This is a genomic window from Geodermatophilus sp. SYSU D00079 (assembly GCF_054050635.1).
On record NZ_JBJGZS010000005.1, the window covers coordinates 112,098 to 135,538 of the forward strand.

The 23,441-nt window shown below is 74.8% G+C and carries 20 protein-coding genes; 7 read left to right on the forward strand and 13 right to left on the reverse strand.

Annotated elements, in window-relative coordinates; translation table 11 throughout:
* Positions 1-7 precede the first annotated feature (7 nt).
* The 6 genes from ACI79E_RS06850 to ACI79E_RS06875 all read right to left on the reverse strand — a co-directional run bounded on the left by ACI79E_RS06850 (position 8) and on the right by ACI79E_RS06875 (position 7,507).
* Positions 8-964: a VWA domain-containing protein gene (locus ACI79E_RS06850; RefSeq protein ID WP_456931774.1), complete on the reverse strand. Its 957-nt coding sequence runs from the start codon at positions 962-964 to the stop codon at positions 8-10.
* Positions 961-1,974, reverse strand: a complete 1,014-nt coding sequence (locus tag ACI79E_RS06855; protein ID WP_456931775.1) for a DUF58 domain-containing protein — start codon at positions 1,972-1,974, stop codon at positions 961-963. Before ACI79E_RS06855 ends, ACI79E_RS06850 begins: the two co-directional genes overlap by 4 nt.
* Entirely contained in the window at positions 1,971-3,305 is a 1,335-nt protein-coding gene (locus tag ACI79E_RS06860) for an AAA family ATPase (RefSeq protein ID WP_456931776.1), read from the reverse strand. Before ACI79E_RS06860 ends, ACI79E_RS06855 begins: the two co-directional genes overlap by 4 nt.
* 260 nt (positions 3,306-3,565) lie before the next feature.
* Positions 3,566-4,978, reverse strand: a complete 1,413-nt coding sequence (locus ACI79E_RS06865; protein ID WP_456931777.1) for a C40 family peptidase — start codon at positions 4,976-4,978, stop codon at positions 3,566-3,568.
* A 116-nt stretch (positions 4,979-5,094) separates the two neighbouring features.
* Positions 5,095-6,630 carry a long-chain-fatty-acid--CoA ligase gene (locus ACI79E_RS06870; protein ID WP_456931778.1) on the reverse strand — a complete coding sequence of 512 codons (1,536 nt, stop codon included), beginning with the start codon at positions 6,628-6,630 and terminating at the stop codon, positions 5,095-5,097.
* A gap of 118 nt (positions 6,631-6,748) precedes the next feature.
* Positions 6,749-7,507, reverse strand: a complete 759-nt coding sequence (locus ACI79E_RS06875) for an SIR2 family NAD-dependent protein deacylase (RefSeq protein WP_456931779.1) — start codon at positions 7,505-7,507, stop codon at positions 6,749-6,751.
* Between the two features lie 236 nt (positions 7,508-7,743).
* On the opposite strand from ACI79E_RS06875, the gene ACI79E_RS06880 reads away from it, so the two are divergent.
* Genes ACI79E_RS06880 through ACI79E_RS06890 form a run of 3 tightly spaced genes read left to right on the forward strand, consistent with a single transcriptional unit; the run spans position 7,744 to position 12,106 of the window.
* Complete coding sequence (locus ACI79E_RS06880) at positions 7,744-10,578, forward strand: aconitate hydratase (protein WP_456931780.1); 2,835 nt, start codon at positions 7,744-7,746, stop codon at positions 10,576-10,578.
* Positions 10,578-11,339, forward strand: coding sequence for an SDR family oxidoreductase (locus tag ACI79E_RS06885; RefSeq protein ID WP_456931781.1), 762 nt, complete (start codon positions 10,578-10,580; stop codon positions 11,337-11,339). The genes ACI79E_RS06880 and ACI79E_RS06885 overlap by 1 nt, the downstream gene beginning before the upstream one ends.
* Before the next feature lie 23 nt (positions 11,340-11,362).
* Positions 11,363-12,106: a sirohydrochlorin chelatase gene (locus ACI79E_RS06890; RefSeq protein WP_456931782.1), complete on the forward strand. Its 744-nt coding sequence runs from the start codon at positions 11,363-11,365 to the stop codon at positions 12,104-12,106.
* Here the strand turns inward: ACI79E_RS06890 and ACI79E_RS06895 are convergent.
* On the reverse strand, positions 12,022-12,666 hold the full coding sequence (locus tag ACI79E_RS06895; RefSeq protein ID WP_456931783.1) for a TetR/AcrR family transcriptional regulator: 645 nt from the start codon (positions 12,664-12,666) through the stop codon (positions 12,022-12,024). The two genes, ACI79E_RS06890 and ACI79E_RS06895, sit on opposite strands and share 85 nt — an antisense overlap.
* 104 nt (positions 12,667-12,770) lie before the next feature.
* On the opposite strand from ACI79E_RS06895, the gene ACI79E_RS06900 reads away from it, so the two are divergent.
* The 3 genes from ACI79E_RS06900 to ACI79E_RS06910 all read left to right on the forward strand — a co-directional run bounded on the left by ACI79E_RS06900 (position 12,771) and on the right by ACI79E_RS06910 (position 16,501).
* Entirely contained in the window at positions 12,771-13,778 is a 1,008-nt protein-coding gene (locus ACI79E_RS06900) for a hypothetical protein (protein ID WP_456931784.1), read from the forward strand.
* A gap of 59 nt (positions 13,779-13,837) precedes the next feature.
* A complete protein-coding gene (locus ACI79E_RS06905) occupies positions 13,838-14,563 on the forward strand; it encodes a hypothetical protein (RefSeq protein ID WP_456931785.1) in 726 nt (241 codons plus the stop codon).
* Between the two features lie 141 nt (positions 14,564-14,704).
* Positions 14,705-16,501 (forward strand): multicopper oxidase family protein, encoded by a 1,797-nt coding sequence (locus ACI79E_RS06910; RefSeq protein WP_456931786.1) that lies wholly within the window; start codon positions 14,705-14,707, stop codon positions 16,499-16,501.
* Positions 16,502-16,511: 10 nt separating this feature from the next.
* On the opposite strand, the gene ACI79E_RS06915 is transcribed toward ACI79E_RS06910, so the two are convergent.
* From ACI79E_RS06915 to abc-f, 6 genes are all read right to left on the reverse strand, one after another.
* Positions 16,512-17,354 carry a sulfurtransferase gene (locus tag ACI79E_RS06915; protein WP_456931787.1) on the reverse strand — a complete coding sequence of 281 codons (843 nt, stop codon included), beginning with the start codon at positions 17,352-17,354 and terminating at the stop codon, positions 16,512-16,514.
* Positions 17,351-17,815 carry an SgcJ/EcaC family oxidoreductase gene (locus tag ACI79E_RS06920; RefSeq protein WP_456931788.1) on the reverse strand — a complete coding sequence of 155 codons (465 nt, stop codon included), beginning with the start codon at positions 17,813-17,815 and terminating at the stop codon, positions 17,351-17,353. The genes ACI79E_RS06915 and ACI79E_RS06920 overlap by 4 nt, the downstream gene beginning before the upstream one ends.
* Before the next feature lie 110 nt (positions 17,816-17,925).
* Positions 17,926-19,818 (reverse strand): ABC transporter ATP-binding protein, encoded by a 1,893-nt coding sequence (locus ACI79E_RS06925; protein ID WP_456931789.1) that lies wholly within the window; start codon positions 19,816-19,818, stop codon positions 17,926-17,928.
* 68 nt (positions 19,819-19,886) lie between these two features.
* The gene (locus ACI79E_RS06930; RefSeq protein WP_456931790.1) at positions 19,887-20,663 is read right to left on the reverse strand and encodes an enoyl-CoA hydratase/isomerase family protein; all 777 of its coding nucleotides are present in this window, start codon (positions 20,661-20,663) and stop codon (positions 19,887-19,889) included.
* On the reverse strand, positions 20,660-20,887 hold the full coding sequence (locus ACI79E_RS06935) for a helix-turn-helix domain-containing protein (protein ID WP_456923738.1): 228 nt from the start codon (positions 20,885-20,887) through the stop codon (positions 20,660-20,662). Before ACI79E_RS06935 ends, ACI79E_RS06930 begins: the two co-directional genes overlap by 4 nt.
* 329 nt (positions 20,888-21,216) lie before the next feature.
* Positions 21,217-22,818 carry a ribosomal protection-like ABC-F family protein gene (gene abc-f / locus ACI79E_RS06940; RefSeq protein ID WP_456931791.1) on the reverse strand — a complete coding sequence of 534 codons (1,602 nt, stop codon included), beginning with the start codon at positions 22,816-22,818 and terminating at the stop codon, positions 21,217-21,219.
* Positions 22,819-22,943: 125 nt separating this feature from the next.
* Here abc-f and ACI79E_RS06945 point away from each other — a divergent pair, with 125 nt between their 5' ends.
* On the forward strand, positions 22,944-23,405 hold the full coding sequence (locus tag ACI79E_RS06945; RefSeq protein ID WP_456931792.1) for a hypothetical protein: 462 nt from the start codon (positions 22,944-22,946) through the stop codon (positions 23,403-23,405).
* The last annotated feature ends 36 nt before the right edge of the window (positions 23,406-23,441 follow it).

Below are 23,441 nucleotides of genomic sequence, written 5' to 3' on the forward strand. Positions count from 1 at the left end.
ACTCCGCTCACACGATGCGGCTGGTCCAGAGCAGGCTGAGGACGAGGCCGACCAGGGCGGCGAGCACACCTCCGCGGACGAACCAGTAGCTCACGTCGCGGGGCTCGGTGGTGTAGCCGATCTGGCTGCCGAGGTCCTCGTAGACCTGCTCGAGCTCCGCGGCGCTGGCCGCCTCGCTGTAGCTGCCGCCGGTCTCGTCGGCGACCCGCTCCAGGGTCTCGCGGTCCACCGGCACCGGCACCCGCTCGCCGTCGAGGTCGAGGGTGCCGTAGTCGGTGCCGAACGCGATGGTGGAGACCGGGATGCCCGCGTCGACGGCGGCGTCGATGGCCTGGGTGTCGTCGCGGCCGACGGTGTTGTACCCGTCGGAGAGCAGCACGATCCGCGCCGGCGGCAGCTCCTCCTCGGTGGAGTCCAGCGCCGCCTGGTAGTTCTGGATGGCGGTCAGCGAGGTGAACACCGCCTCGCCGATGGCGGTCGACTCGGCCAGGTCGAGGTTGTCGATCGCGGCCCGCACCTGACCGCGGTCGGTGGTGGGCGTGACCAGCGTGGTCGCCGTCCCGGCGAAGGACACCAGCCCGAGGTTGATCCGCGGCGGCAGGACGTCGACGAACTCCTTGGCCGCCTTCTGCATCGCCTCGAACCGGCTGGGCTCGATGTCGGTGGCCTGCATGGACAGCGACACGTCGACGGCCATGACCACCGTCGCCCGTTCCCGCGGCACCCGGACCTCGGTGGAGGGGACGGCGAGCGACACCAGCAGCGCGGCCATGCCGAGCGCGACCAGGGCGAAGGCCAGGTGCCGCCGCCACCCCGGCCGCCTGGGCACGAGCGTGTCGAGCAGGGCGACGTTGGTGAACCGGGCGGCGTAGGCCTTGCGGCGCAGCTGCAGCACCACGTACAGCGCGACCAGCGCCACGACGGCGAGCAGGGCCAGCAGCCACAGCGGGGCCTGGAAGGTCATCGTGCGGCTCCTCCGCTGCCGGCACGCCGGCGCTCGGCGACGAACCGGACGACGTCCATGAGCCAGTCGCGGTCCGTGCGCAGCTGCAGGTGCCCGGCGCCGGCCCGGCGCAGGGCCGCGGCGATGCCCCGGCGCTGGGCGGCGGCGCCGGCGGCGAACCGGGCGCGGAACTCCGCGTCGCCGGTCGGCACCTCCAGCGTCTGCCCGCTCTCGGGGTCGACGACGGTGAGCAGGCCGACGTCGGGCAGCTCCAGCTCCCGCGGGTCGACCACCTCGATGGCCAGCAGCTCGTGCCGCGCGGACAGGCCGCGCAGCGGGCGCTCCCAGTCGCTGTCGCCCAGGAAGTCCGACACGACGACCACGAGGCCGCGGCGCCGCTGCGGCCGGCGCAGCGACTCGAGCGCGGCGGCGAGGTCACCGCGGCGGCCGCCGGCCGCCCGTGGGGTGGCGACGACGGCGCGCAGCAGCCGGTCGGCGGCCAGCCGCCCGGAACCGGCCGGGTAGCGGTCGATCCGCTCGCCGGTGGTCACCACGGCCCCGAGGCGGTTGCCGCCCCGGACGGTCAGGTGGCTCACCGCGGCCAGCCCGGCGATGGCCAGGTCGCGCTTCTGGCACAGGGCGGTGCCGAAGTCGAGGCTGGCCGAGAGGTCGACGACCGCCCACGTCTCCAGCTCGCGGTCGGCGATCGTCTCGCGCACGTGCGGCACGAGGGTGCGCGCGGTGACCGGCCAGTCCATCCGCCGGACGTCGTCGCCGGGGTGGTAGGTGCGGGAGTCCCCGGCCTCGCTGCCCGAGCCCGGGACCAGCCCCAGGTGGTCGCCCTGCAGCAGCCCGTCGAGGCGGCGCCGGATGGTCAGCTCCAGCCGCTGCAGCAGGACGTCGGCCGGGCCCTCGGCGAAGTGCGGCGGCGCGCCGTCCCCGGCGCCCGGGTCGATGCCGGAGCCGGGGGTCGGTGCCCGCCCGGGCGGCTCCGGGTCCGCGGGGGCCGCCGTGCGGCGACGCAGGATCACGCCGGTGCGGACCCGCGCGCGTAGCCGTTGCCGGTGGGGCCGGGCTCGCCCTGCGGCGCCCCGCCGGGGTGGCCCTGCGGAGCCGGCTGACCCTGCGGAGCCGGCTGACCCTGCGGACCGTTCGGGCCCGGGGCACCGGCCGGGCCGGCGCCGAACGGCGGCACGGGCTGGCCCTGCGGTGGTCCGAACTGCGGCCCCGGCTGCCCCGGGCCGAACTGCGGCGGCCCCTGCGGCGGCGCGAACTGCGGCACGGCCGGCCCACCCGGGACGCTCGGGCCGAAGCCACCGGCCCGCTGCCGGGGGGTGACCTGCGGCAGCGGCACCGTCTGCAGGATCCGCTTGACCACGTGGTCGGCGGGCACGCCGTCGGCCAGGGCGTCGTAGGACAGCACCAGGCGGTGGCGCAGGACGTCGGCGGTGACGTCGAGGACGTCCTGCGGGAGCACGTAGTCGCGGCCGCGGACCAGCGCCAGTGCCCGGCTGGCCGCGATCAGCCCGAGCGAGGCGCGCGGGCTGGCGCCGTAGGAGACCCACGACGCGACGTCCTCCATGCCGTGCTCGCGCGGCGCGCGGGTGGCCACCACCAGGCGGACGACGTAGTCGACCAGCGCGTGGTGGACGAACACCTGCGAGGCGGTGCGCTGCATCCGGACGAGGTCGGCCGGGCCGAGGACGGTCTCGGCCACCGGCGGCGTCGAGCCCATCCGGTAGATGATCTCCCGCTCCTCCTCGGGGCTCGGGTAGTCCACGAGCACCTTCATGAGGAAGCGGTCGCGCTGGGCCTCCGGCAGCGGGTAGACGCCCTCGGACTCGATCGGGTTCTGCGTGGCCAGGACGAGGAACGGGTCGGGCAGGGGGTGGGTGACCCCGCCGATGGAGACCTGCTTCTCGGCCATGACCTCCAGCAGCGCCGACTGCACCTTCGCCGGCGCGCGGTTGATCTCGTCGGTGAGGACGAAGTTGGCGAACACCGGCCCGAGCTCGGTGTCGAAGGCGTCCTGGCCGGCCTTGTAGATGCGGGTGCCGATGATGTCGGCGGGCACCAGGTCGGGGGTGAACTGCAGGCGGGCGAACTTCCCGCCGACCACCGTGGCCAGCGTCTCCACCGCCAGGGTCTTGGCCACCCCGGGCACGCCCTCCAGCAGCACGTGGCCGCGGGCGAGCAGGGCGACGAGCATCCGCTCGACCAGCCGGTCCTGGCCCACGATGACCCGCTTGATCTCGAAGAGCACCCGCTCCAGGCGGGCGGCGTCGGCCGACGGCGGGACCGGCTGACCGACGGCGGTCGCGCCGGCGGTCTGCTCGAGGGGGGTGCTGGCGGCGCTGGTCACGCGGTCTCCTCGCTGGGGGTCGTCCCGTCGCAGCCAGTGTCCTACACGGAGCTGGACGCTTCCTGGACGCGCTGCGCCCTCCCCCACCGGGCGAGCCGGCGTCCCCGTGCGTCCGCCCCGCCGACCGTCCGCGTGGCGTGTGCACACCCCTGCCCGTGGGCACTCCTGGCTGCTAGCCTCGATCCTGCGTCGGGCAGCTCCCCCCGTGGCTGCCCGACGCCCTTCTGCCCCGCTCTACGGGCCCCGTCCCGGGGTCCCGCTCAGCCGGTGGGGCGCACGGCCCCGAAGTAGTCCGAGCCGTACCACATCGACGAGATCCGGACGACGTCGCCGCTCTGCGGGGCCTGGATGACCTGGCCGCCGCCGATGTAGAGCGCCACGTGGTAGATCGAGGTGTAGGCCGAGCCGGAGGCCCAGAACACCAGGTCACCGGCCTGCAGGTCCGAGGCGGCCACGGTGCGGTCGCGGAACCGCCAGTACTGGTCCCGGCTGGTGCCGCCGATGGCGATGCCGGCCTGCGCGTAGGCGTACTCGGTCAGGCCCGAGCAGTCGAAGCCGAAGACCGCGGTGTCCGGCGTGATGCCGAACGACGGGCCCCGGCTGCCGCCGCCACCCCAGCTGTAGGGCAGCCCCCGCTGGGACCTGGCCGCGGCGATCGCGGTCTGCACGGCCGACCCCGTGGGGGCCCCGGCGGTGGTGTTGGTGGAGGGCCCCGCCGAGCCCCCCGAGGACGAGCCGCCCGACGACGAGCCCCCGGACGAGGGCCGCCCGGAGGACGAACCGCCCGACCCGGAGCTCCCCGAGGACGAACCGCCCGAGGACGCGCTGCCCGAGCTGCCCGACGACGAGCCCGCCGACGCCGGGGGCGCCGGCGGGCGGGACCGGGCCGCCTCGGCGGCCGCGGCAGCCGCCGCAGCGGCGTCCCGGGCACCCTCGGCGCCGTAGAGGGCCTCCTGCGCCGCGGCGAGCTCGGCCTCCAGCGTGACCCGCTGCTCGCTGAGCGCCGCGGCCTGGGCGCGGGCGGAGATCTCCTGCTGCTGGGCGGCGGCGAGGGCCTCCCCGGCCGCCGTCTCCAGCTCGGTGGCCTCCTGCACGGCCGCCCGGGCCGCGCCCTCGGCGGCGGTGGCCTGCTCCTCCAGCACGGTCAGCTGGGTGAGGACGTCCACGCGGTGGGAGCCGGCGGCGTCCAGGAGCGCCGCGCGCTCCACCAGCTGGGCCGGGCCCTCGGCGCTCATGAGGGCCGCGGCGCCGGGCGCGGTGCTGCCCTGCATGTAGCTCGACCGCGCGAAGGCCACGACCTGCGCGCGCCCGCGCGCCAGCTCCGCCTCCGCCGCGGCCTGAGCCTCGGCGGCGGCGTCCGCCGCGGCCTGCGCCTCCTGCTGCGCGGCGCGGCGCTCCTCGTACTCCTGCAGGGCGATCTGGGCGGCCTGGTGCGCCCCTGCGGCGGCGGCCTCGGCCTCGGCCAGCTGGGCGCTCAGCGCGCCCACCCGCGCCGCGGCGGCGTCGCGCTCACCGCGCGCGGCCGCGACCGCGTCGTCCCCGGGGGTGGCTGCCGCCGTCCCCGGTGCCAGGCCGACGACGAGGAACGCGGCGGCGGCCGTCCCGACACGGCGGAGCCAGCGGGGACCCCTGCCCCTCGCCCCGTCCTGCTGCGTACGCGCTGCGCTGTCCACGAACCGACCCCTCTTCGACCCTGCACCGACGCACCCCGGAGGGCGCTTCCTGGTGCGGGATCGACCCGGCCGGGGAGGGAGTTGAGGGGGCCCTCACCCGGCCGGGTGATGTCGGGTCAGTTCACCTGACGGTCCGACGTGGACCAGAACGCCTCGCGCAGCTTGAACTTCTGGATCTTCCCGGTGGCGGTGCGGGCCAGCTCGTCGGCGAACTCCACCCGCTTGGGCGCCTTGTACGTGGCGATGCGCTGCCGGCAGTGGGCGATGATCTCCTCGGCCGTGGCCGACTGCCCCTCGGCCAGGACGACGATCGCGGTCACCATCTCCCCCCACTTGTCGTCGGGGACGCCGATGACCGCGACCTCCGCGACCGCCGGGTGGCTGAAGACGGCGTCCTCCACCTCGATGGAGGAGACGTTCTCCCCGCCGGTGATGATCACGTCCTTCTTGCGGTCGGAGATGGTGAGGTAGCCGCCCTCGTCGATCGTGCCGCCGTCCCCGGTGTGGAACCAGCCGCCCTCCAGGGCCTCGGCCGTGGCGTCGGGGTTCTCCCAGTAGCCGGCCAGGACGGTGTTGCCCTGGGCCAGCACCTCGCCGGACTCGCTGGTGGTCAGCCGGGTGCCCAGCGCCGGCACCCCGGCCCGGGACAGCCGCTTGGCCCGCTCCTCCGGGGGCAGCTGGTCGTACTCCTCGCGCGGGCGGTTGATGGTGAGCAACGGCGCGGTCTCGGTGAGGCCGTAGATCTGGTTGAACTCCCAGCCGAGCTCGGCCTCGACCCGGGCGATGGTGCGCGAGGGCGGCGGCGCCCCGGCGACGATGATCCGCACCCGGTCGCGGCCGGGGATCTCGCCCTGCCAGTCCGCGGCGGCGTCGAGCACGGCGTTCCACACCGCGGGGGCGCCGGCCATGACGGTGACCCCGTGCTGCTCGACCCGGCGGAGGATCTCCGCGCCGTCGACCTTGCGCAGCACCACCTGGCGGGCGCCGAGGCCGGTCGTGGAGTACGGCAGCCCCCAGCCGTTGCAGTGGAACATCGGCAGGGTGTGCATGTAGACGTCGCGGTCGCTGATCTGCATGTGCATCGCGAAGGTGACGGCGTTGACCCACTCGTTGCGGTGGGTCATCTGCACGCCCTTGGGCCGCGCCGTCGTCCCGCTGGTGTAGTTGATGGTGGCCGTGGCCTCCTCGTCCGGCTCCGACCACGGCCGCGGCTCGGTGTCGAAGCGGAGCAGCTGCTCGTACTCCTCGCCGGTCGTGAACCTGTGCTCGGCCTCCACGCTCTTGAGGGCCGGCTCCAGCTCCGGGTCGACCAGCAGCACCCGCGCGCCGCAGTGGCCGACGATGTAGCTCACCTCCTCCGGCTGCAGCCGGAAGTTGACCGGGACGGCCACCCGGCCCGACGACGGGAGGGCGAGCAGGCACTCCAGCAGCCGGCCGGCGTTGTGGCTGACGATCGCCACCCGCTCCCCCTCGCCCACCCCGAGCGCGTCGAGCCCGGCCTGCAGGGCGCGCCCGCGCCGGGCCACCTCGCGGTAGGTGAGCTCGCCGGTGGACGGCGCCGGCTGGTTGGGCTCGTCGACGATGCCGACCCGGTCGCCGTAGACGAGCTCGGCGCGGTCCAGGAAGTCACGGGTGGTCAAGGGCACGTGCATGTCGGGCTCCCCGGTGCTGTGGCCGCCCCCCGGAGCCGGGGCCAGCCGCTCGACGTGGTCCCCGTCACGCTATCGGGCACGGGGCCGTGCGGGCAGGTCCGCGGACCGGGTCCGCCGCTCAGCGCGCGACCAGGCGCGGCAGCGCGGTGCCGATCGGCTCCCGGACGACGAGGTCGGCGAGGTCGTCGTAGGGCGTGGGCTGGGCGTTGACGACGACGACCCGCGCGCCGGCCCCGGCGGCGAGGTCGGTGAGGCCCGCGGCGGGGTGCACGGTGAGGGAGGTGCCGACGGCGAGGAAGACGTCGCAGTCGGTCGCGGCCTCGACCGCGGCCTCGACGACGGCGGGGTCGAGCACCTGGCCGAAGCTGATCGTGGCCGACTTGAGGATGCCGCCGCAGCGCAGGCACGCCGGGTCGGGCTCGCCGGCGTCCACCCGGGCCAGCGCCTCGTCCATCGTCGTCCGGTCGCGGCAGGACAGGCACTCGACCTCGTGCACCGTGCCGTGCAGCTCCCGGACCAGCTCCGGCGAGGACCCGGCGGCCTGGTGCAGCCCGTCGATGTTCTGGGTGAGCAGTCCGCGCAGCCGGCCCTGCCGCTCGAGCTCCACCAGGGCACGGTGCCCGGCGTTGGGGTGGACGTCGCCCACCTGCAGGTCACGGCGCATGAGCCAGGCCCGGCGCCGGATGTCGGGGTCGGCCACGTAGTACGACAGCGTCACGAGCTTCTCGGCGTCCGGGTCCCTGGTCCAGACACCGTTCGGGCCGCGGTAGTCGGGGATGCCGCTGTCGGTGGAGATCCCGGCGCCGGTGAGCACGGTGACCCGCTCGGCGGTGGTCAGCCAGGCGGGCAGCGGGTCGGGCACGGCACCGGTCGTCACGCCGTCCACCGTAGGAGCGTGCGGCACCCGCTGACGGTCCGGTGGGCGCGCGGTCCCGGCTCCCCGTCCCGCGACCGGTGGCGTGTCGGCGGCCCCCCGACCAGGTGGCCGGACGGACGCGTCGGACCACCCCGACGTAGGCAAGGGTCGCCTCACCTGCGCGGGGGTGGCGGGCGGCTGGGATGATCGGGGGTGGCAAGCAGCGCGACAGACCAGCGAGGGGTAGGCGCAGAGACGTGGCAGCCAGCAAGGACAGCTTCGGTGCACGGGCGACGCTGAGCGTCGACGGCACCGACTACGACATCTACCGGCTCGACGCGGTGGAGGGCTCCGAGAAGCTGCCCTTCAGCCTGAAGGTCCTCCTCGAGAACCTGCTGCGCACCGAGGACGGCGCGGACATCACCGCGGACCACATCCGGGCGTTGGCGAACTGGGACCCGGACGCCCAGCCGGACCAGGAGATCCAGTTCACCCCGGCCCGCGTGGTCATGCAGGACTTCACCGGCGTCCCGTGCATCGTCGACCTCGCCACCATGCGCGAGGCCATGGCCGAGATCGGCGGCGACCCGAGCAAGATCAACCCGCTCGCGCCGGCCGAGATGGTCATCGACCACTCGGTGATCGCCGACGTCTTCGGCACCCCGGACTCCTTCGAGCGCAACGTCGAGATCGAGTTCCAGCGCAACGGGGAGCGCTACCAGTTCCTCCGCTGGGGCCAGGGCGCCTTCGACGACTTCGTGGTCGTCCCCCCGGGCATGGGAATCGTGCACCAGGTCAACATCGAGCACCTGGCCCGCGTGGTCTTCCCGCGCCAGGAGGGCGACCGCGTCGTCGCCTACCCCGACACCTGCGTCGGCACCGACTCGCACACCACGATGGTCAACGGCCTGGGCGTGCTGGGCTGGGGCGTCGGCGGCATCGAGGCCGAGGCGGCGCTGCTCGGCCAGCCGGTCTCGATGCTCATCCCGCGGGTCGTCGGCTTCAAGCTGACCGGCCAGCTGCCCGAGGGCTCCACCGCCACCGACCTGGTGCTCACGATCACCGAGATGCTGCGCCAGCACGGCGTGGTCGGGAAGTTCGTCGAGTTCTACGGCGAGGGCGTCTCCGCCGTCCCGCTGGCCAACCGCGCCACGATCGGCAACATGAGCCCCGAGTTCGGCTCGACCGCGGCGATGTTCCCCATCGACGAGGAGACCATCGGCTACCTGCGACTGACCGGCCGCAGCGCCGAGCAGGTGGCCCTGGTCGAGGCCTACGCCAAGGAGCAGGGCCTCTGGCACGACCCGTCCCGCGAGCCGGCGTTCTCCGAGTACCTCGAGCTCGACCTCGCCACCGTCGTCCCGTCGATCGCCGGCCCCAAGCGCCCCCAGGACCGCGTCGCGCTGTCCGACGCCAAGGCCTCCTTCCGGCAGGCGCTGCCCACGTACGCGCCGGTCGACGAGATGCAGAAGGACGACGACGACGCCCCGCGCGACACCGAGTCGGCCGTCGACGAGGCCTCGGAGGAGTCCTTCCCCGCCTCGGACCCGGTGAGCCCCTTCGCGCACGGCAACGGCGACGCCGGCAAGCCGCACCACGTCATCCCCGACCGCGTCCCGGACCGCCCGTCGAAGCCCACCCGGGTGGTGCTCGAGGACGGCACGGAGACCTACGTCGACCACGGTCACGTGGTGATCGCCGCGATCACCTCGTGCACCAACACGTCGAACCCGCAGGTCATGATCGGTGCGGCGCTGTTGGCCAAGAAGGCCGTCGAGGCGGGCCTGTCGAGCAAGCCGTGGGTGAAGACGACGCTGGCGCCGGGCTCGAAGGTCGTCACCGACTACTACGAGAAGTCCGGCCTGACCCCGTACCTGGAGAAGCTGGGCTTCTTCCTGGTCGGCTACGGCTGCACCACCTGCATCGGCAACTCCGGCCCGCTGCCGGAGCCGGTGTCGGCGGCGGTGAACGAGGCCGACCTCGCCGTCGTCTCGGTGCTGTCGGGCAACCGCAACTTCGAGGGCCGGATCAACCCGGACGTCAAGATGAACTACCTGGCCAGCCCGCCGCTGGTGATCGCCTACGCGCTGGCCGGCTCGATGGACCTCGACATCACCTCCGAGCCACTGGGCAAGGGCAAGGACGGGCAGGACGTCTACCTGCGCGACATCTGGCCCTCGCCGCAGGAGGTCCAGCGGGTCATCGACGAGGCCATCTCGGCCGAGCAGTTCGGCCGCAGCTACGAGGACGTCTTCGCCGGCACCGAGCAGTGGCAGAACCTGCCCACGCCGACCGGGAGCACCTTCGAGTGGGACCCGGAGAGCACCTACGTCCGCAAGCCCCCGTACTTCGAGGGCATGCCGGAGACGCCGGCCCCCGTGCAGGACATCTCCGGCGCCCGCACCCTCGCGGTGCTCGGCGACTCGGTGACCACCGACCACATCTCCCCGGCCGGCTCCATCAAGGCCGACAGCCCGGCCGGCCGGTACCTGCAGGAGCACGGCGTCGAGCGCCGCGACTTCAACTCCTACGGCTCCCGGCGCGGGAACCACGAGGTGATGATCCGCGGCACGTTCGCCAACATCCGGCTGCGCAACCTGCTGGTGCCCGGTACCGAGGGTGGGGTCACCAAGAACCACCTCACCGGTGAGACGACGTCGATCTACGACGCGTCGGTCGCCTACCAGGAGCAGGGGATCCCGCTGGTCGTCCTGGCCGGCAAGGAGTACGGCTCGGGCTCCTCGCGCGACTGGGCGGCCAAGGGCACCGCGCTGCTGGGCGTCAAGGCCGTCATCGCCGAGAGCTACGAGCGCATCCACCGCTCCAACCTCATCGGCATGGGCGTGCTGCCGCTGCAGTTCCCCGAGGGTCAGACCCGGGAGTCGCTCGGCCTGACCGGCGACGAGGAGTTCACCATCACCGGGATCACCGCCCTCAACGACGGCGAGACCCCGCGCACGGTGAAGGTGCAGGCCGGCGACGTGGAGTTCGACGCCGTCGTCCGCATCGACACCCCCGGTGAGGCGAACTACTACCGCAACGGCGGGATCATGCAGTACGTCCTGCGCTCGCTGCGGGGCTCGGCGAACTGATGGACCTGGGCCTGGGTGGTCGCGGGTACCTGCTCACCGGCGCGAGCCGGGGGCTGGGCTTCGCGACCGCCCGGGCCCTGGTCGACGACGGGGCCCGGGTGCTGGTGAGCTCCCGGGCCCCCGGTGCCGTCGCCGCGGCCGCCGAGGAGCTGGGTGGCGCGCCGGCGGCGTACGGCGAGGCCGCCGACCTCGCCGACCCCGGGGCCGCCGACCGGCTGGTCGAGGCGGCCCTGGACCGGCTGGGCGAGGTGCACGGCGCGCTGATCTCGGTCGGCGGGCCGGCGCCCGGCAGCGTCCTCGACACCGCCGAGCAGCACTGGCGGGACGGCGTCGAGGCGCTGCTGCTGGGCCCGCTGCGGGTGGTGAAGGCACTGGTCCCGCACCTGCGCGAGGGTGCGGCGATCGGCTTCGTGCTGTCCACGTCGGTGCGCCAGCCCCTGGAGGGCCTGGCGGTCTCCAACGGGCTGCGGCCGGGGATCGCGATGACCGCCAAGGGCCTGTCCGACGAGCTGGGTCCGCGGGGGATCCGCGTGCTCGGCCTGCTCCCCGGTGCCACCGCCACCGACCGGATCGTCGAGATCGACTCGCAGAAGCCCGACCCCGACGCCGCACGGCGCGCGACCGAGGCGTCGATCCCGCTGCGGCGGTACGGGCGCCCGGAGGAGTTCGGCCGCGTCGCGGCGTTCCTCCTCTCCCCCGCCGCCTCCTACGTCACCGGGACCATGGTGCCCGTGGACGGCGGCCGGCTGCGCAGCCCGTGAGCGGGCCGGCCACCCCTCCCCCCGTGCTCGTCGCCTGCGCGCACGGCACCCGCAACCCCACCGGCCGCCGGCTGGTCGCCGAGCTCGCCCTGGCCGCCCGCGCCCTGCGCCCCGGCCTGACCACCACCGCGGCGTTCGTCGACGTCCAGCCCCCGACGGTGGCCGACGTCGTGGCGGAGCTGCGGGCCGCCGGCCGGGCCGCGGTCGTCGTGCCCCTGCTGCTCAGCGGCGGGTACCACGTGCACGTGGACATCGCACGGGCCGTCGAGGGCGGTGCGGGTGCGGTGGCCGCCCGGCCGCTCGGACCGGACCCACGGCTGGCCGCGGTGCTCGACGACCGGCTGCGGGAAGCAGGGGCCGACCCCCGCGACCCGTTCACCGCGGTGGTGCTGGCCGCGGCCGGCTCCAGCGACCCCCGTTCGGTGGCCGACGTCGAGGAGACCGCCGACCTCCTCCAGCGCTCCTGGGCCGGCCCGGTGACCACCGGCTACGGCTCCGCGGCCCGGCCGCCGGTCGCCGACGCGGTGACCGCCGCCCGCCGGGCGGGGGCCGAACGGGTCGTCGTCGCGGCCTACCTGCTGGCGCCGGGGCACTTCCACGACAAGCTCGCCGGCGCGGGCGCCGACGCGGTCACCGCTCCCCTCCTGCCCGACCAGCAGATCGCCGCGGTGCTGCTGGACCGCTACGACGCGGTGGCGTCCGCCGCGGTCGTCGGCTCCCCGCCCGCCGACCCCCCGCCGAGCAACGCCCGGACCCCGTCGGCGTAGGCCGGCGCCGGCACGTCACCCAGCAGGAGCCGCTGCAGCAGGAACCCCAGCGCCAGCGAGAACATCGCCGCGCCCACCTGGTGCGGATCGGCGTCGTGCGACAGGCGGCCGGCCCGCTGGGCGCGCACCGCCACCTCCTGCAGCCGGCCACGGATGCCGGTGTAGGCGCCGCGGGCCACGTCGTGCACCGCGGGGTTGCGCAACGCCTCGGCCCAGGCCTGGACCGCGACCCGCGTCACGTCGACCGGCCGGCTGGCGGCCACGGTGGCGACCAGGTCGACCGCCGCCGCGACCGCCTCGGCGGGATCCGGTTCGTCGGACTCGGCCAGCCACTGGTCGAACCGCCGCACCGCCTCCCCCATGACGCGGTCGACGATGGCGCGCACCAGGTCGTCCTTGCTGGCGAAGTAGCGGTAGACGGCCCCGGCCGACAGCCCCGACTCGGCGATCACCTCGGCCATGCCGGTGGCCTGGAAACCGTTCTCGGCGAACCGCACGATCGCGGCGTCCAGGATCTGCTCGCGGCGGGCGGCGAGGTGGTCCTCGGAGACACGGGGCACGGACGGGATCGTAGAACGGACGTTCGTTCTTGACGTCGCGGCACCGAGCGAGGAGTCTCGTCCCCGAAGGAGAACGGTCGTTCGTTTTTCACTCGGGAGGTCCGATGTCCCCCACGCCCACCGCTCACGGCGCCCGTCTCGTCCCGGGCCTGGTCGCCCTCTTCGCGGTCCTGCTGACCGTCCTGCTGACCGCGTTCGCCTGGCCCGCGGTCCGTTCGGAGCCCCGCGACCTCCCCGTCGCCGTCGCCGGTCCTCCTGCGGCCACCGAGCCGCTGACCCAGGCCCTGACGGCACGGGAGCCGGGCGCGTTCGACGTCCGCACCGTCGCCGACGAGGCGGCGGCGCTCGAGGCCGTCCGTGACCGCGAGGTCTACGGGGCCGTCGTGGCCGGCGCCGACGGGCCCCGGGTACTGGTCGCCTCGGCCGCGAGCCCGGCGGTCGCCCAGGCGCTCGGCCAGGTGGCACTCGGTCTCGGCGCCGCGACCGGCACGACCGTCCCCGTGGAGGACGTCGTCCCCACGCCGGAGGCCGACCCGCGCGGGGCCGGCCTGGCTGCCGGCGGCCTCCCCCTGGCGATCGGCGGCATCGCCACCGCCGCGCTGACCGTGCGCCTGCTGTCCCGGACCCGCCAGCGGATCGCCGCGGCACTGGGCATGGCGCTGGCCGGCGGCATGGTGACCGCGACCGTGCTCGGCACCTGGCTGGGTTCCCTGACCGGCGGCTGGTGGGCTGTCACCGGTGTCGCGGCCCTCGGCATCGCGGCCACCGCGCTGGCCCTGCTCGGCCTGGTGACCGTCGCCGGCACACCGGGCTTCGCCCTCGGCGCGGCCACCGTCGTGCTGCTGGGCAACCCGCTGTCGGGGCTGACCTCCGCGCCGGAGCTCCTGCCCCCCGGCTGGGGCACGCTCGGCCAGCTGCTGCCCCCCGGCGCCACCGGCTCGCTGCTGCGCTCGGTGTCCTGGTTCGACGGCGCCGGCGCCGCGACCCCGCTGCTCGTCCTCACCGGGTGGGCCGTCGCGGGCCTGCTGCTGGTCGCCACCGGGGCGGCCGCCACGCGCCGCCGGGCGGCCACCCCCGCCGCGGCCGACCGTCCCCTCGAGGCTGCGGCCTGAGCGTCGGCCCCGTGCCGGCTCGGGTTGTCCGACCGGTGCCGGCAGGCGAGGCTCGCGACATGGGTGCCGACGCCGTCTTCTTCGCCCGCCCCGAGGCAGAGGGCACCCCCCTGGGCATCGCCCCGCGTCTGGCCGGCTGGATGGCGACCGGGCACCCCGACCAGGTGCACGTCCGGGCCCTGGTCACCCACGCCCAGCAGGTGCTCGGCCCGGCGCCCGAGGGGTGCGGCCCCACGGCGTTGCGCCTGGACGTCGGGCTGGCCGACGACGTCCGGATGCTCGACCAGTACGCGCTGGCCCACTACCTGGTCCCGCTGGTGGAGTGGCTGGGCCCGCACGGCGGCTGGGAGTTCGCCAGCGTCTGGGCCACCAAGGCCCCGGGCACGGACACCGTCCTGCGGTGCGCGGCCGCGGAGCCGGTGGCGCAACCCGGCGGTGACCGCACGTTCGCCGTCCGCACCGACACCTCCGTCGGCTCCCCGGAGTTCACCGCCCAGGTGCGCGCACAGCTCGCGGGGCAGGAACCCGTGCCGGACGGACCGGTCGCCCTGGAGCTGTCCTTCGCGGTGCCTCCGGGGTCCCACTGGGCCGGGCTCTGGCAGCCCACCGTCGACGGCCTGGTCACCGTGCTGGGCACCGCCGGGGACGACCGGCCGGACGATCCCCGCGACGGCCGCGTGGTCGAGCTCGGCCTCCACCGGCGCGAGGACCCGGCGCTGGAGCACGACGTGGTCGTCACCGGGGTGCTCCGCGTCCTGCCGGAGGGCCCGCCCACCCCGGGCTGAGCGTGCCCGCACCGGGAAGGGAGCAGCCTTGCTCCCCAGCTTGCGGGTGCACCCCCCTCCCCCGACCTCGGGTACACGGTCGGGACGATCCGGTCGACGCTGTTCCACGCACGGGGGATCTCGAACAGAGGGATCCGGAGCATGGACCACCAGCACACCCTCACCCGCCGCGACGCCCTCAAGGTCGGCGTCCTGGGGACCGCGGCGCTGACCCTCCCCTTCCTCCCGGGCGCCCTGGCCGCCAAGCGGGCGTCCGAGCTCAAGGAGGAGCAGCTGCCGCGGCCGTACACCACGCCGTTCGCCCTGCCGCCCGACCTGGCGCCCACGGGCACCGTCACGACCGGTGGGCAGGTGCGGCCCCTGTACGTCCTGGAGCAGAGGTCGTTCTCGGCCAGCATCCTGCCCGGCTTCCGGACGACGATGTGGGGCTACAACGGGTCCTTCCCGGGGCCCACGATCCGGGCGACACGGGGCACGCCGATCGCCGTCCGCCAGATCAACCGGCTGCCCGCGACCCACCCCACGCTGCGGTACGAGGCCACCACCTCCACGCACCTGCACGGGGCGCCGTCGCTGCCGCAGTACGACGGGTACGCCAACGACCTCATGCGGCCGGGCCAGTTCAAGGACTACCTCTACGACAACATCGAGGAAGAACGCACGATCTGGTACCACGACCACGCCGTGCACCACACGACCGAGAACGTCTACATGGGGCTGGCCGGGCTGTACGTCCTGCGCAACCCCGTGGACGGGCAGCTGCCCAGCGGCCGGTTCGACGTCCCCCTGGTCATCAGCGACGCCGCCTTCACCAAGTCCGGCCAGCTGCTGTTCGAGGACCACAGCGAGTCCGGCCTGGCCGGTGACGTCATCCTGGTCAACGGCCGGCCGTGGCCGTTGATGCAGGTCGAACGGCGGCAGTACCGCTTCCGCATCCTCATCGCGTCGTTGGGCCGCGCCTACAAGCTGCAGCTCTCCCCCGCCGCGCCGATGACGGTGGTCGCCACCGACGGCGGCCTGATGCCCGAACCCCAGCCGGTCACCACGCTCACCGCAGGGATGGCCGAGCGCTACGAGGTCGTCATCGACTTCTCGAACTACCGCATCGGCCAGCGTGTCGAGCTGCGCAACCTCGGGGTGGACAACGCGATCGACTACGACCACACGAACAAGGTGATGGCGTTCCAGGTGGTGGCCGAGGCCAGCGTCCCGGACGCCCCCATCGCCCTCCCCCGGATCGCCGAGCCGTCGCTCCCCGAGAAGCCGCTCATGGAGCTCGGGCCCGCCGACGCCGTGCGCACCCGGCAGCTGCGCTTCGAGCGCCAGGGCGGGGAGTGGACGATTGACCGCAAGACGTGGGCCGACGTGGAGGCGTCGGAGTTCCGGGACGTGCTCGCCAACCCGGAGCCGGGCGACGTCGAGCTGTGGGAGCTGCAGAACAACTCCGGCGGCTGGTTCCACCCCATCCACGTGCACCTGGTCGACTTCAAGATCCTCGACCGGGACGGCAGGCCGCCGGAGCCGTACGAGCGAGGGCCCAAGGACGTGGTCTACCTCGGGGAGAACGAGACGGTGCGGATCATCGCCCGCTTCGGCGGGGCCCTCGTGCCCGCACCCGGCCAGGAGCCGATCCGCCGCACCGGCCGGTACATGATCCACTGCCACAACACCAGCCACGAGGACCACGACATGATGTTCCAGTTCCGGGTGGGTGCGGACACCCCGGAGAACGACCCGCTCGGCGTCCCTCCCCAGCCGCTGCCGGGCGGCGCCGGGGGCACCGCCCCGTCCCCGACGCCCACGCCGTCGCCCTCACCGTCCCCCTCGCCCTCACCGTCCCCCTCGCCCTCGCCGGCTGCGCCGAGCACCGGCAGTGCGACGCCGACGCCACCGCGCCGCGGGGTGCAGGCGACGACGACACCGCCGCGGCGGCGGTGACCGGCGGCCGCTAGGGCTGCGGGCCGGTCGCGACCGGGCGGCCGGGGTCGCTGGACCACTGGGACCACGACCCCGGCCACAGGGCGGCGTCGAACCCGGCCACGGCCAGCGCCGCGACCTCGTGGGCGGCGGTGACGCCGGAACCGCAGTACGCAGCGACCGGCCGGCCCGGCACGATGCCCAGGTCGGCGAACCGGGCGGCGAGTACAGCGGCTGCACGGAACCGTCCGTCGCCGTCGAGGTTGTCCGTCGTCGGCGCGCTCACCGCGCCGGGCACGTGCCCGGCGCGCGGGTCGACCGGCTCCATCTCCCCCCGGTAGCGCTCGCCGGCGCGCGCGTCGAGCAGGATCCCACCGGCGGCGGGAAACGCGGCGGCCTCGTCGATCGACAGCACCGGCATGCCCCCGCCGCGGAGGGTCACGTCGCCCGGCTCCGGGACGACGTCCCCGGTGTCCAGCCGGCCGCCGGCCCGGCTCCACGCGGCGAGGCCGCCGTCGAGCAGCCGGACGTCGGCCAGTCCACCCCAGCGCAGCAGCCACCAGGCGCGGGCCGCGGCCAGCCCCCCGGCGTCGTCGTAGACGACGACGGGGTCGCCGTCGTGCAGACCCCACCGCCGCGCCGCGGCCTGCAGTCGCTGTAACGACGGGAGGGGGTGCCGGCCCTCGGCCGCGGACGGGGGTCCGCTGAGCTCGTCGTCGAGGTCGACGAAGACCGCCCCGGGGAGGTGCCCGGCGCGGTACCGGTCGCGCCCACCGGGGTCGCCCAGCGACCACCGGACGTCGAGCACGACCAGGCCCGGCTGTCCGCCGCAGAACTCGTCGACGGTCACCAGCACCGGCGCCGCCTGGGTCACTGGGGCGCCAGCAGCCCGCGCAGCTCCTGGGTGAGCGCCTCGCGCGCCTCGGGGTGCTGGTGCCAGGCGGCCGGCGTGGCCTGCAGGAGGGAGATCCGCCAGCGGCCGCCGCCCTCGTCGACGGCGACCAGGGTGTGGACGGTGTGCAGGCGCGGGTCGAGGTCGTTGGCCCCCGGGGGGATCATCCCGGCGTGGGCGATGAGGACCGCGACGTCGGGCGCGATCGGCCGGACCGACCGGACGACCCCGACGTAGGTCTGGGTCGGGTGGCTGGCGAAGACCTGCCGCAGGTGCGCGGCGATGGCCAGCCGGCCGTGCTGGAGGGTGCCGTCGTAGCCCACGATGTCCCCGTCGTCGGCGAAGCCGGCTGCGACCGCGGCTCCGCTGCGCCGGTTCCAGCCGTCGAGGAACGACGTGTAGAGCGCACGGATCTGGGTGTCGTACGGGTGCGCTGCGGTCACAGAGTCCTCCTCGCTGGCGCCGCCGACCGGCGGTGCAGTCTTCCCGCGTGACCGCGCCAGCCCGGTCACGTCGTCCCTCGTGTGTCCTGGGACAGGAGTGACGGTAGTGGTCAGGCCGCGCCGACCGTTCGCCCCTCGCCGACGGCGAACTGGGTCCGGTACAGGTCGGCGTACCGGCCCCCGAGCGCCAGCAACTCCGCGTGTGTGCCCGACTCCGCGATGCGACCGTCGTCGACGACGAGGATCTGGTCGGCGCTGCGGATGGTCGACAGCCGGTGGGCGATCACCAGCGACGTCCGGCCGGTCAGCGCGGTGTCCAGGGCGTGCTGCACCGCCACCTCCGACTCGCTGTCCAGGTGGGCCGTCGCCTCGTCGAGGATGACGATGCCCGGCGCCTTGAGCAGGACGCGGGCGATGGCCAGCCGCTGCTTCTCGCCACCCGAGAGGCGGTGGCCGCGGTCACCGACGACGGTGTCCAGCCCGTCGGGCAGCGAGCGCACCAGCCCGGCGATCCGGGCGCCGGCCAGCGCCTCCCACAGCTGCGCCTCGGTGGCCTCGGGCCGGGCGTAGAGCAGGTTGGCCCGGATGGTGTCGTGGAACAGGTGGGCGTCCTGGCTGACCACGCCGATGGCGTCGCGCAGCGAGCCGAGCGTCGCGTGCCGGACGTCGACGCCGCCGACCCGGACGGTGCCGCTGGTGGCGTCGTACAACCGCGGCACCAGGTTGGCGATCGTCGACTTGCCCGCGCCGGAGTGGCCGACCAGGGCCACCAGCTGGCCCGGCTCGACGCGGAAGGAGACGTCGTGCAGGACGGCGGTCGGCCCGCCGTGCTCGGGGAGGGAGACGTCCTCCAGCGACGGCAGCGAGACCTCCGCGGCCGAGGGGTAGCTGAAGGACACGTGCTCGAACTCGATCGACCGGTCGCCGGCCGGCACCGGGACCGCGTCGGGCTCCTCGCGGATCATCGGCTCCAGGTCGAGCACCTCGAACACCCGGTCGAAGCTGACCATCGCGCTCATGACGTCGACGCGGACGTTGGACAGCGCGGTCAGCGGGCCGTACAGGCGCGACAGCAGCAGCGCCAGGGCCACGACGTCCCCGGGGCTGAGCGAGCCGGCGAACGCCAGCGCGCCCCCGAGGCCGTAGACCAGCGCGGTGGCCAGCGCGGCGACCAGCGTCAGGGCGGTGAAGAAGGTGCGGCCGTACATGGCCGACAGGACGCCGATGTCGCGCACCCGCGCGGCGCGGCCGCTGAAGCCCGCCGCCTCGGCGTCGGGCCGGCCGAACAGCTTGACCAGCAGCGCGCCGGCGACGTTGAACCGCTCGGTCATCGTCGCGTTCATCGAGGCGTTGAGCCCGTAGGACTCCCGGGTGATCTCCTGCAGCCGGCGCCCGATCCGCCGGGCCGGGAGGACGAACACAGGCACCAGGACCAGCGACAGCGCGGTGATCTGCCAAGAGAGGCTGAACATCACGCCGGCGGTCAGCACCAGGCCGATGGCGTTGGAGAGCACCCCCGACAGGGTCGAGGTGAACGCCTGCTGGGCGCCGATGACGTCGTTGTTGAGCCGGCTGACCAGCGCGCCGGTCTGGGTGCGGGTGAAGAACGCCACCGGCATCCGCTGCACGTGCTCGAACACCCTGCTGCGGAGGTCGTAGATGACCCCCTCGCCGATGCGGGCGGAGAACCAGCGGGTCGCCAGCGAGATGCCGGCGTCGACCACCGCGAGCGCGGCGATCAGGAGGGCGATGCGGACGATGTCGGCCGCGGTGCCCTCCAGGCCGGCGATCCGGTTGATGATCCGGCCGGCCAGCAGCGGGGTCAGCACCCCGATCACCGAGGAGCCGACGACCAGCAGCACGAAGAAGGTCAGGTCGCGCCGGTAGGGACCGGCCACGCCCAGCACCCGCCGGACGGTGCCCTTGGGCAGCTCCCGCGCCGCGACCGACGGGTCACGACGGAAGGACCGCATCGCCGCCATCGAGGTCATGGGACCGCTCACGTCACCACCACCTCCTTCCCGTCGTCCGGCCAACGCCACCGCCGGACGGCGGATTCCGCCCCAGGATGTCAGCGCCCTCCGACGAGTTCGGCGAGCCGGCGGGTCTGCGCCGCGCGCTCGGCGGCGTCCTGCGTCGCCGGGTCGTTGCGGACGGCGGAGCGCACCAGGGCGGCGGTCTCCCGGCTGGCGCCGGCCGGCGCCGCGGTGATCGCGCTGAGCAGCTCGGTGACGGCGGCGTCGAGCCGGTCCGCGGGGACGACGGCGTTCGCCAGGCCCACGGCGTGCGCCTCGGCCGCCCCGACGCCCCGGCCGGTCAGGCACATCTCCAGGGCCCGGGAGTAGCCGACCAGCTCCACGAGGGTGCTGGTCCCGGTGAGGTCGGGGACGAGCCCGAGCGTGGCCTCCGGCAGCCGCAGGACGGCGTCCTCGGTGAGGACGCGCAGGTCGCAGGCGAGGGCGAGCTGGGCGCCCGCGCCGATCGCGTGCCCCTGGACCGCGGCCACCGAGACGATGCCCGGTGCGCGCAGCCAGCGGAACCCCGCCTGGTAGCGGCGGATGCGCTCCTGGGTCTCCTCGGCGGGCAGCCGGGCCAGCTCCCCCAGCCCGCCCGCGGTGCCGGGCTCGGGACTGAACAGGCTGCGGTCCAGGCCGGCGGAGAACGACCGGCCGGCGCCGCGCACCACCACGACCCGGACGTCCTCGTCGAGGGACTCCCCCACGGCGGCCAGCGCGGCCCAGGTGGCGGGGGTCTGCGCGTTGAGCTGGTCGGGGCGGTCCAGCGTGACGGTGAGGACGGCGCCGTCCCGCGCCGTCCGCACCCACCCGGCGTCGTCGGCCGGCGTCACGCCTTCTTGGTGTTCCGGTTGGCTCCCCCGCGGCTGCGGAGCGTGGCACCGGACTCCGACAGCAGGCGGTGGACGAAGCCGTACGAGCGGTTGGTCGAGGTCGCCAGCGACCGGATGCTCTCCCCGCCGTCGTACCGCTGGCGCAGCTCGTCGGCCAGCGACGACCGGTCGCCCCCGGTGATGCGCTTGCCCTTGCCGAGGTCCGCAGTGCTCGAGTCGGCCATGACTCCCCTCCGTCAGCGACCGTCCGCGAACCGCCTGGCCCGCTCCGGCTGCTCGTCCGCGTGGCGCCGGGCCCCACTGACCTCGGCGTCCCGCGATCCATGATCACTCAGCCCCGCGGACTCGGCCACGCGAACGGGAGGACGGCCCGTGCCGACCGGACTGCCGCGCCCGAGACCCCGCGACTCCGGGGGAGTCGCTCCACGGAGCGGCCCACGGGCCCCGCCTCCTGGGGAGTTGCGCTCCGGCGACGCTCGCGGCGCGGCACCCGGCCGGGAGGACCGGTGACGGAGGGCCGGAGGGCCTCCCGCCCGGGACACGCGCGGCGGTGCTACGCCAGCTCGACGAGGTCGGCGAGGTCCTCGCTCCAGGCGTCCTCGGTGCCGTCGGGCAGCAGGATGACCTTGTCCGGGTCCAGGGCCCGCACCGCGCCCTCGTCGTGGGTGACCAGCACGATCGCGCCGGTGTAGGTGCGCAGCGCCTCGAGCACCTGCTCGCGGCTGGCCGGGTCCAGGTTGTTGGTCGGCTCGTCGAGCAGCAGCACGTTGGCGCCGGAGACGACCAGCGTGGCCATGGCCAGCCGGGTCTTCTCGCCGCCGGAGAGCGTGCCGGCCCGCTGGTCGACGGTGTCGCCGGAGAAGAGGAAGGCGCCGAGGATGCGCCGCAGCTCGGTGTCGGTGCTGTCGGGGGCCGCCGACCGCATGACCTCGAGCAGCGAGCGGTCGAGGTCGATGGTCTCGTGCTCTTGCGCGTAGTAGCCGACGCGCAGGCCGTGACCGGCCTTGACCTCCCCGGTGTCGGGGACCTCGGTGCCGGCGAGCATGCGCAGCAGCGTCGTCTTCCCGGCGCCGTTGAGCCCGAGGACGACGACCCGCGTGCCCCGGTCGACGGCGAGGTCGACGTCGGTGAAGACCTCCAGCGAGCCGTAGCTCTTGGACAGGCCCTCCGCGGTGAGCGGCGTCTTCCCGCACGGTGTGGGCGTGGGGAAGCGCAGCTTGGCGACGCGGTCCTGGACGCGGACGGCCTCCAGCCCGGCGGCCAGCCGCTGGGCGCGCTTGTCCATGCTCTGCGCCGCCTTGGCCTTGGTCGCCTTGGCGCGCATCTTGTCCGCCTGCGCGGCCAGCGCGTCGATCTTGCGCTCGGTGTTGGCCCGCTCCTGCTTGCGGCGGCGCTCGTCGGTCTCCCGCTGCGCCAGGTACGGCTTCCAGCCGAGGTTGTAGACGTCGACGGTGGCCCGGTTGGCGTCGAGGTGCCACACCTTGTTGACGACGGCGTCCAGCAGCTCGACGTCGTGGCTGATGACGATGAGCCCGCCCTTGTGCGCGGCGAGGAAGCCCTTGAGCCAGCTGATCGAGTCGGCGTCGAGGTGGTTGGTCGGCTCGTCGAGCAGCAGCGTCTCGGCGTCGGAGAACAGGATCCGGGCCAGTTCGACGCGGCGCCGCTGGCCACCGGAGAGCGTGCGCAGCGGCTGGACCAGCACCCGGTCGGGCAGGCCCAGGGCGGTGCAGATCCGGGCGGCCTCGCTCTCGGCGGCGTACCCGCCGAGCGCGGCGAACTGGTCCTCGAGGCGGCCGTAGCGGCGGACCGCGCGATCGCGCTCGGCGTCGTCGGCGGGCTCGGCCATGGCCACCTGCGCCTTGGTCATCTGCGCGCGCAGCACGTCGAGCCCGCGACCGGAGAGCACGCGGTCGCTGGCGGTGATGTCGAGGTCGCCGCTGCGCGGGTCCTGCGGCAGGTAGCCGATCTCACCGGTCACCTCCACCTTGCCGGCATGCGGCAGCCGCTCCCCGGCGAGGGTGGTGAGGGTGGTGGTCTTGCCGGCGCCGTTGCGGCCGACCAGCCCGATGCGGTCACCGGGCTGCACGCGGAGGGTCGCCTCGCTGATGAGGATGCGGGCGCCGGCGCGCAGCTCCAGCCCGGTGGTGGTGATCACTGATCCCAGGGTAGGCGCTCCCCCGGCTCCGGTCCGCCGAGTTCCGGGGTGACGTCCGCGGCACCGTCGTCCACAGGCGGCCCCGGCCCGCCCCGCGGGTCCGCCGACCCGTCCACGATGCCGGCATGACCTCGTCGGACCGGACGCCGGGGGCCGCCGTGCCTGGTGCCACCCGCGGCACCGTGGTGGTGCAGCTCGTGGCCCTGCTGGCGGTCCAGCCGCTCCTGCTGGTGTCGACCGGGCCCCTGGCGGGCGCCGGCCCCCTGGTCGGGCTGCTCGGGCTGGTGCTGCTCGACGCCCTCGTGGTGGCCCGGGCAGGCACGGACCTCGTCGCGCACGTGGCCGAGGTCCTCATGCGGCTCGGCGCGGCCCTCACGGCCGCTGTCGGCTTCTTCCTGGCCTGGGCAGCGACGACGCCCGTGTCGTGGACGGCCACGGTCCTGCTGGGCGCGGCGGGCGCGGGAGCCGTCGCCCTCCGACGGCTGCCACGCCTGGCCTCCCGGCTGCCGGCCACCCCGGTCCTCGCGGGTGTCGTGGCCGTCCCCGTCCTGGCGTGCCTCCCCGGGTCGCTGCTGCACGGCCCGTGAGCCGCCCTCCCCCTGCGCAGGCGCACTGACCGCCGC

Coding starts and splice junctions, on each gene's coding strand:
- ACI79E_RS06870 (WP_456931778.1), bottom strand. CDS start 6,630: ATGCACGTGCCCTTGACCACCCGTGACTTCCTGGACCGCGCCGAGCTC.
- ACI79E_RS06945 (WP_456931792.1), top strand. CDS start 22,944: ATGACCTCGTCGGACCGGACGCCGGGGGCCGCCGTGCCTGGTGCCACC.
- ACI79E_RS06935 (WP_456923738.1), bottom strand. CDS start 20,887: ATGGCCGACTCGAGCACTGCGGACCTCGGCAAGGGCAAGCGCATCACC.
- ACI79E_RS06850 (WP_456931774.1), bottom strand. CDS start 964: ATGACCTTCCAGGCCCCGCTGTGGCTGCTGGCCCTGCTCGCCGTCGTG.
- ACI79E_RS06910 (WP_456931786.1), top strand. CDS start 14,705: ATGGACCACCAGCACACCCTCACCCGCCGCGACGCCCTCAAGGTCGGC.
- ACI79E_RS06905 (WP_456931785.1), top strand. CDS start 13,838: ATGGGTGCCGACGCCGTCTTCTTCGCCCGCCCCGAGGCAGAGGGCACC.
- ACI79E_RS06900 (WP_456931784.1), top strand. CDS start 12,771: ATGTCCCCCACGCCCACCGCTCACGGCGCCCGTCTCGTCCCGGGCCTG.
- ACI79E_RS06885 (WP_456931781.1), top strand. CDS start 10,578: ATGGACCTGGGCCTGGGTGGTCGCGGGTACCTGCTCACCGGCGCGAGC.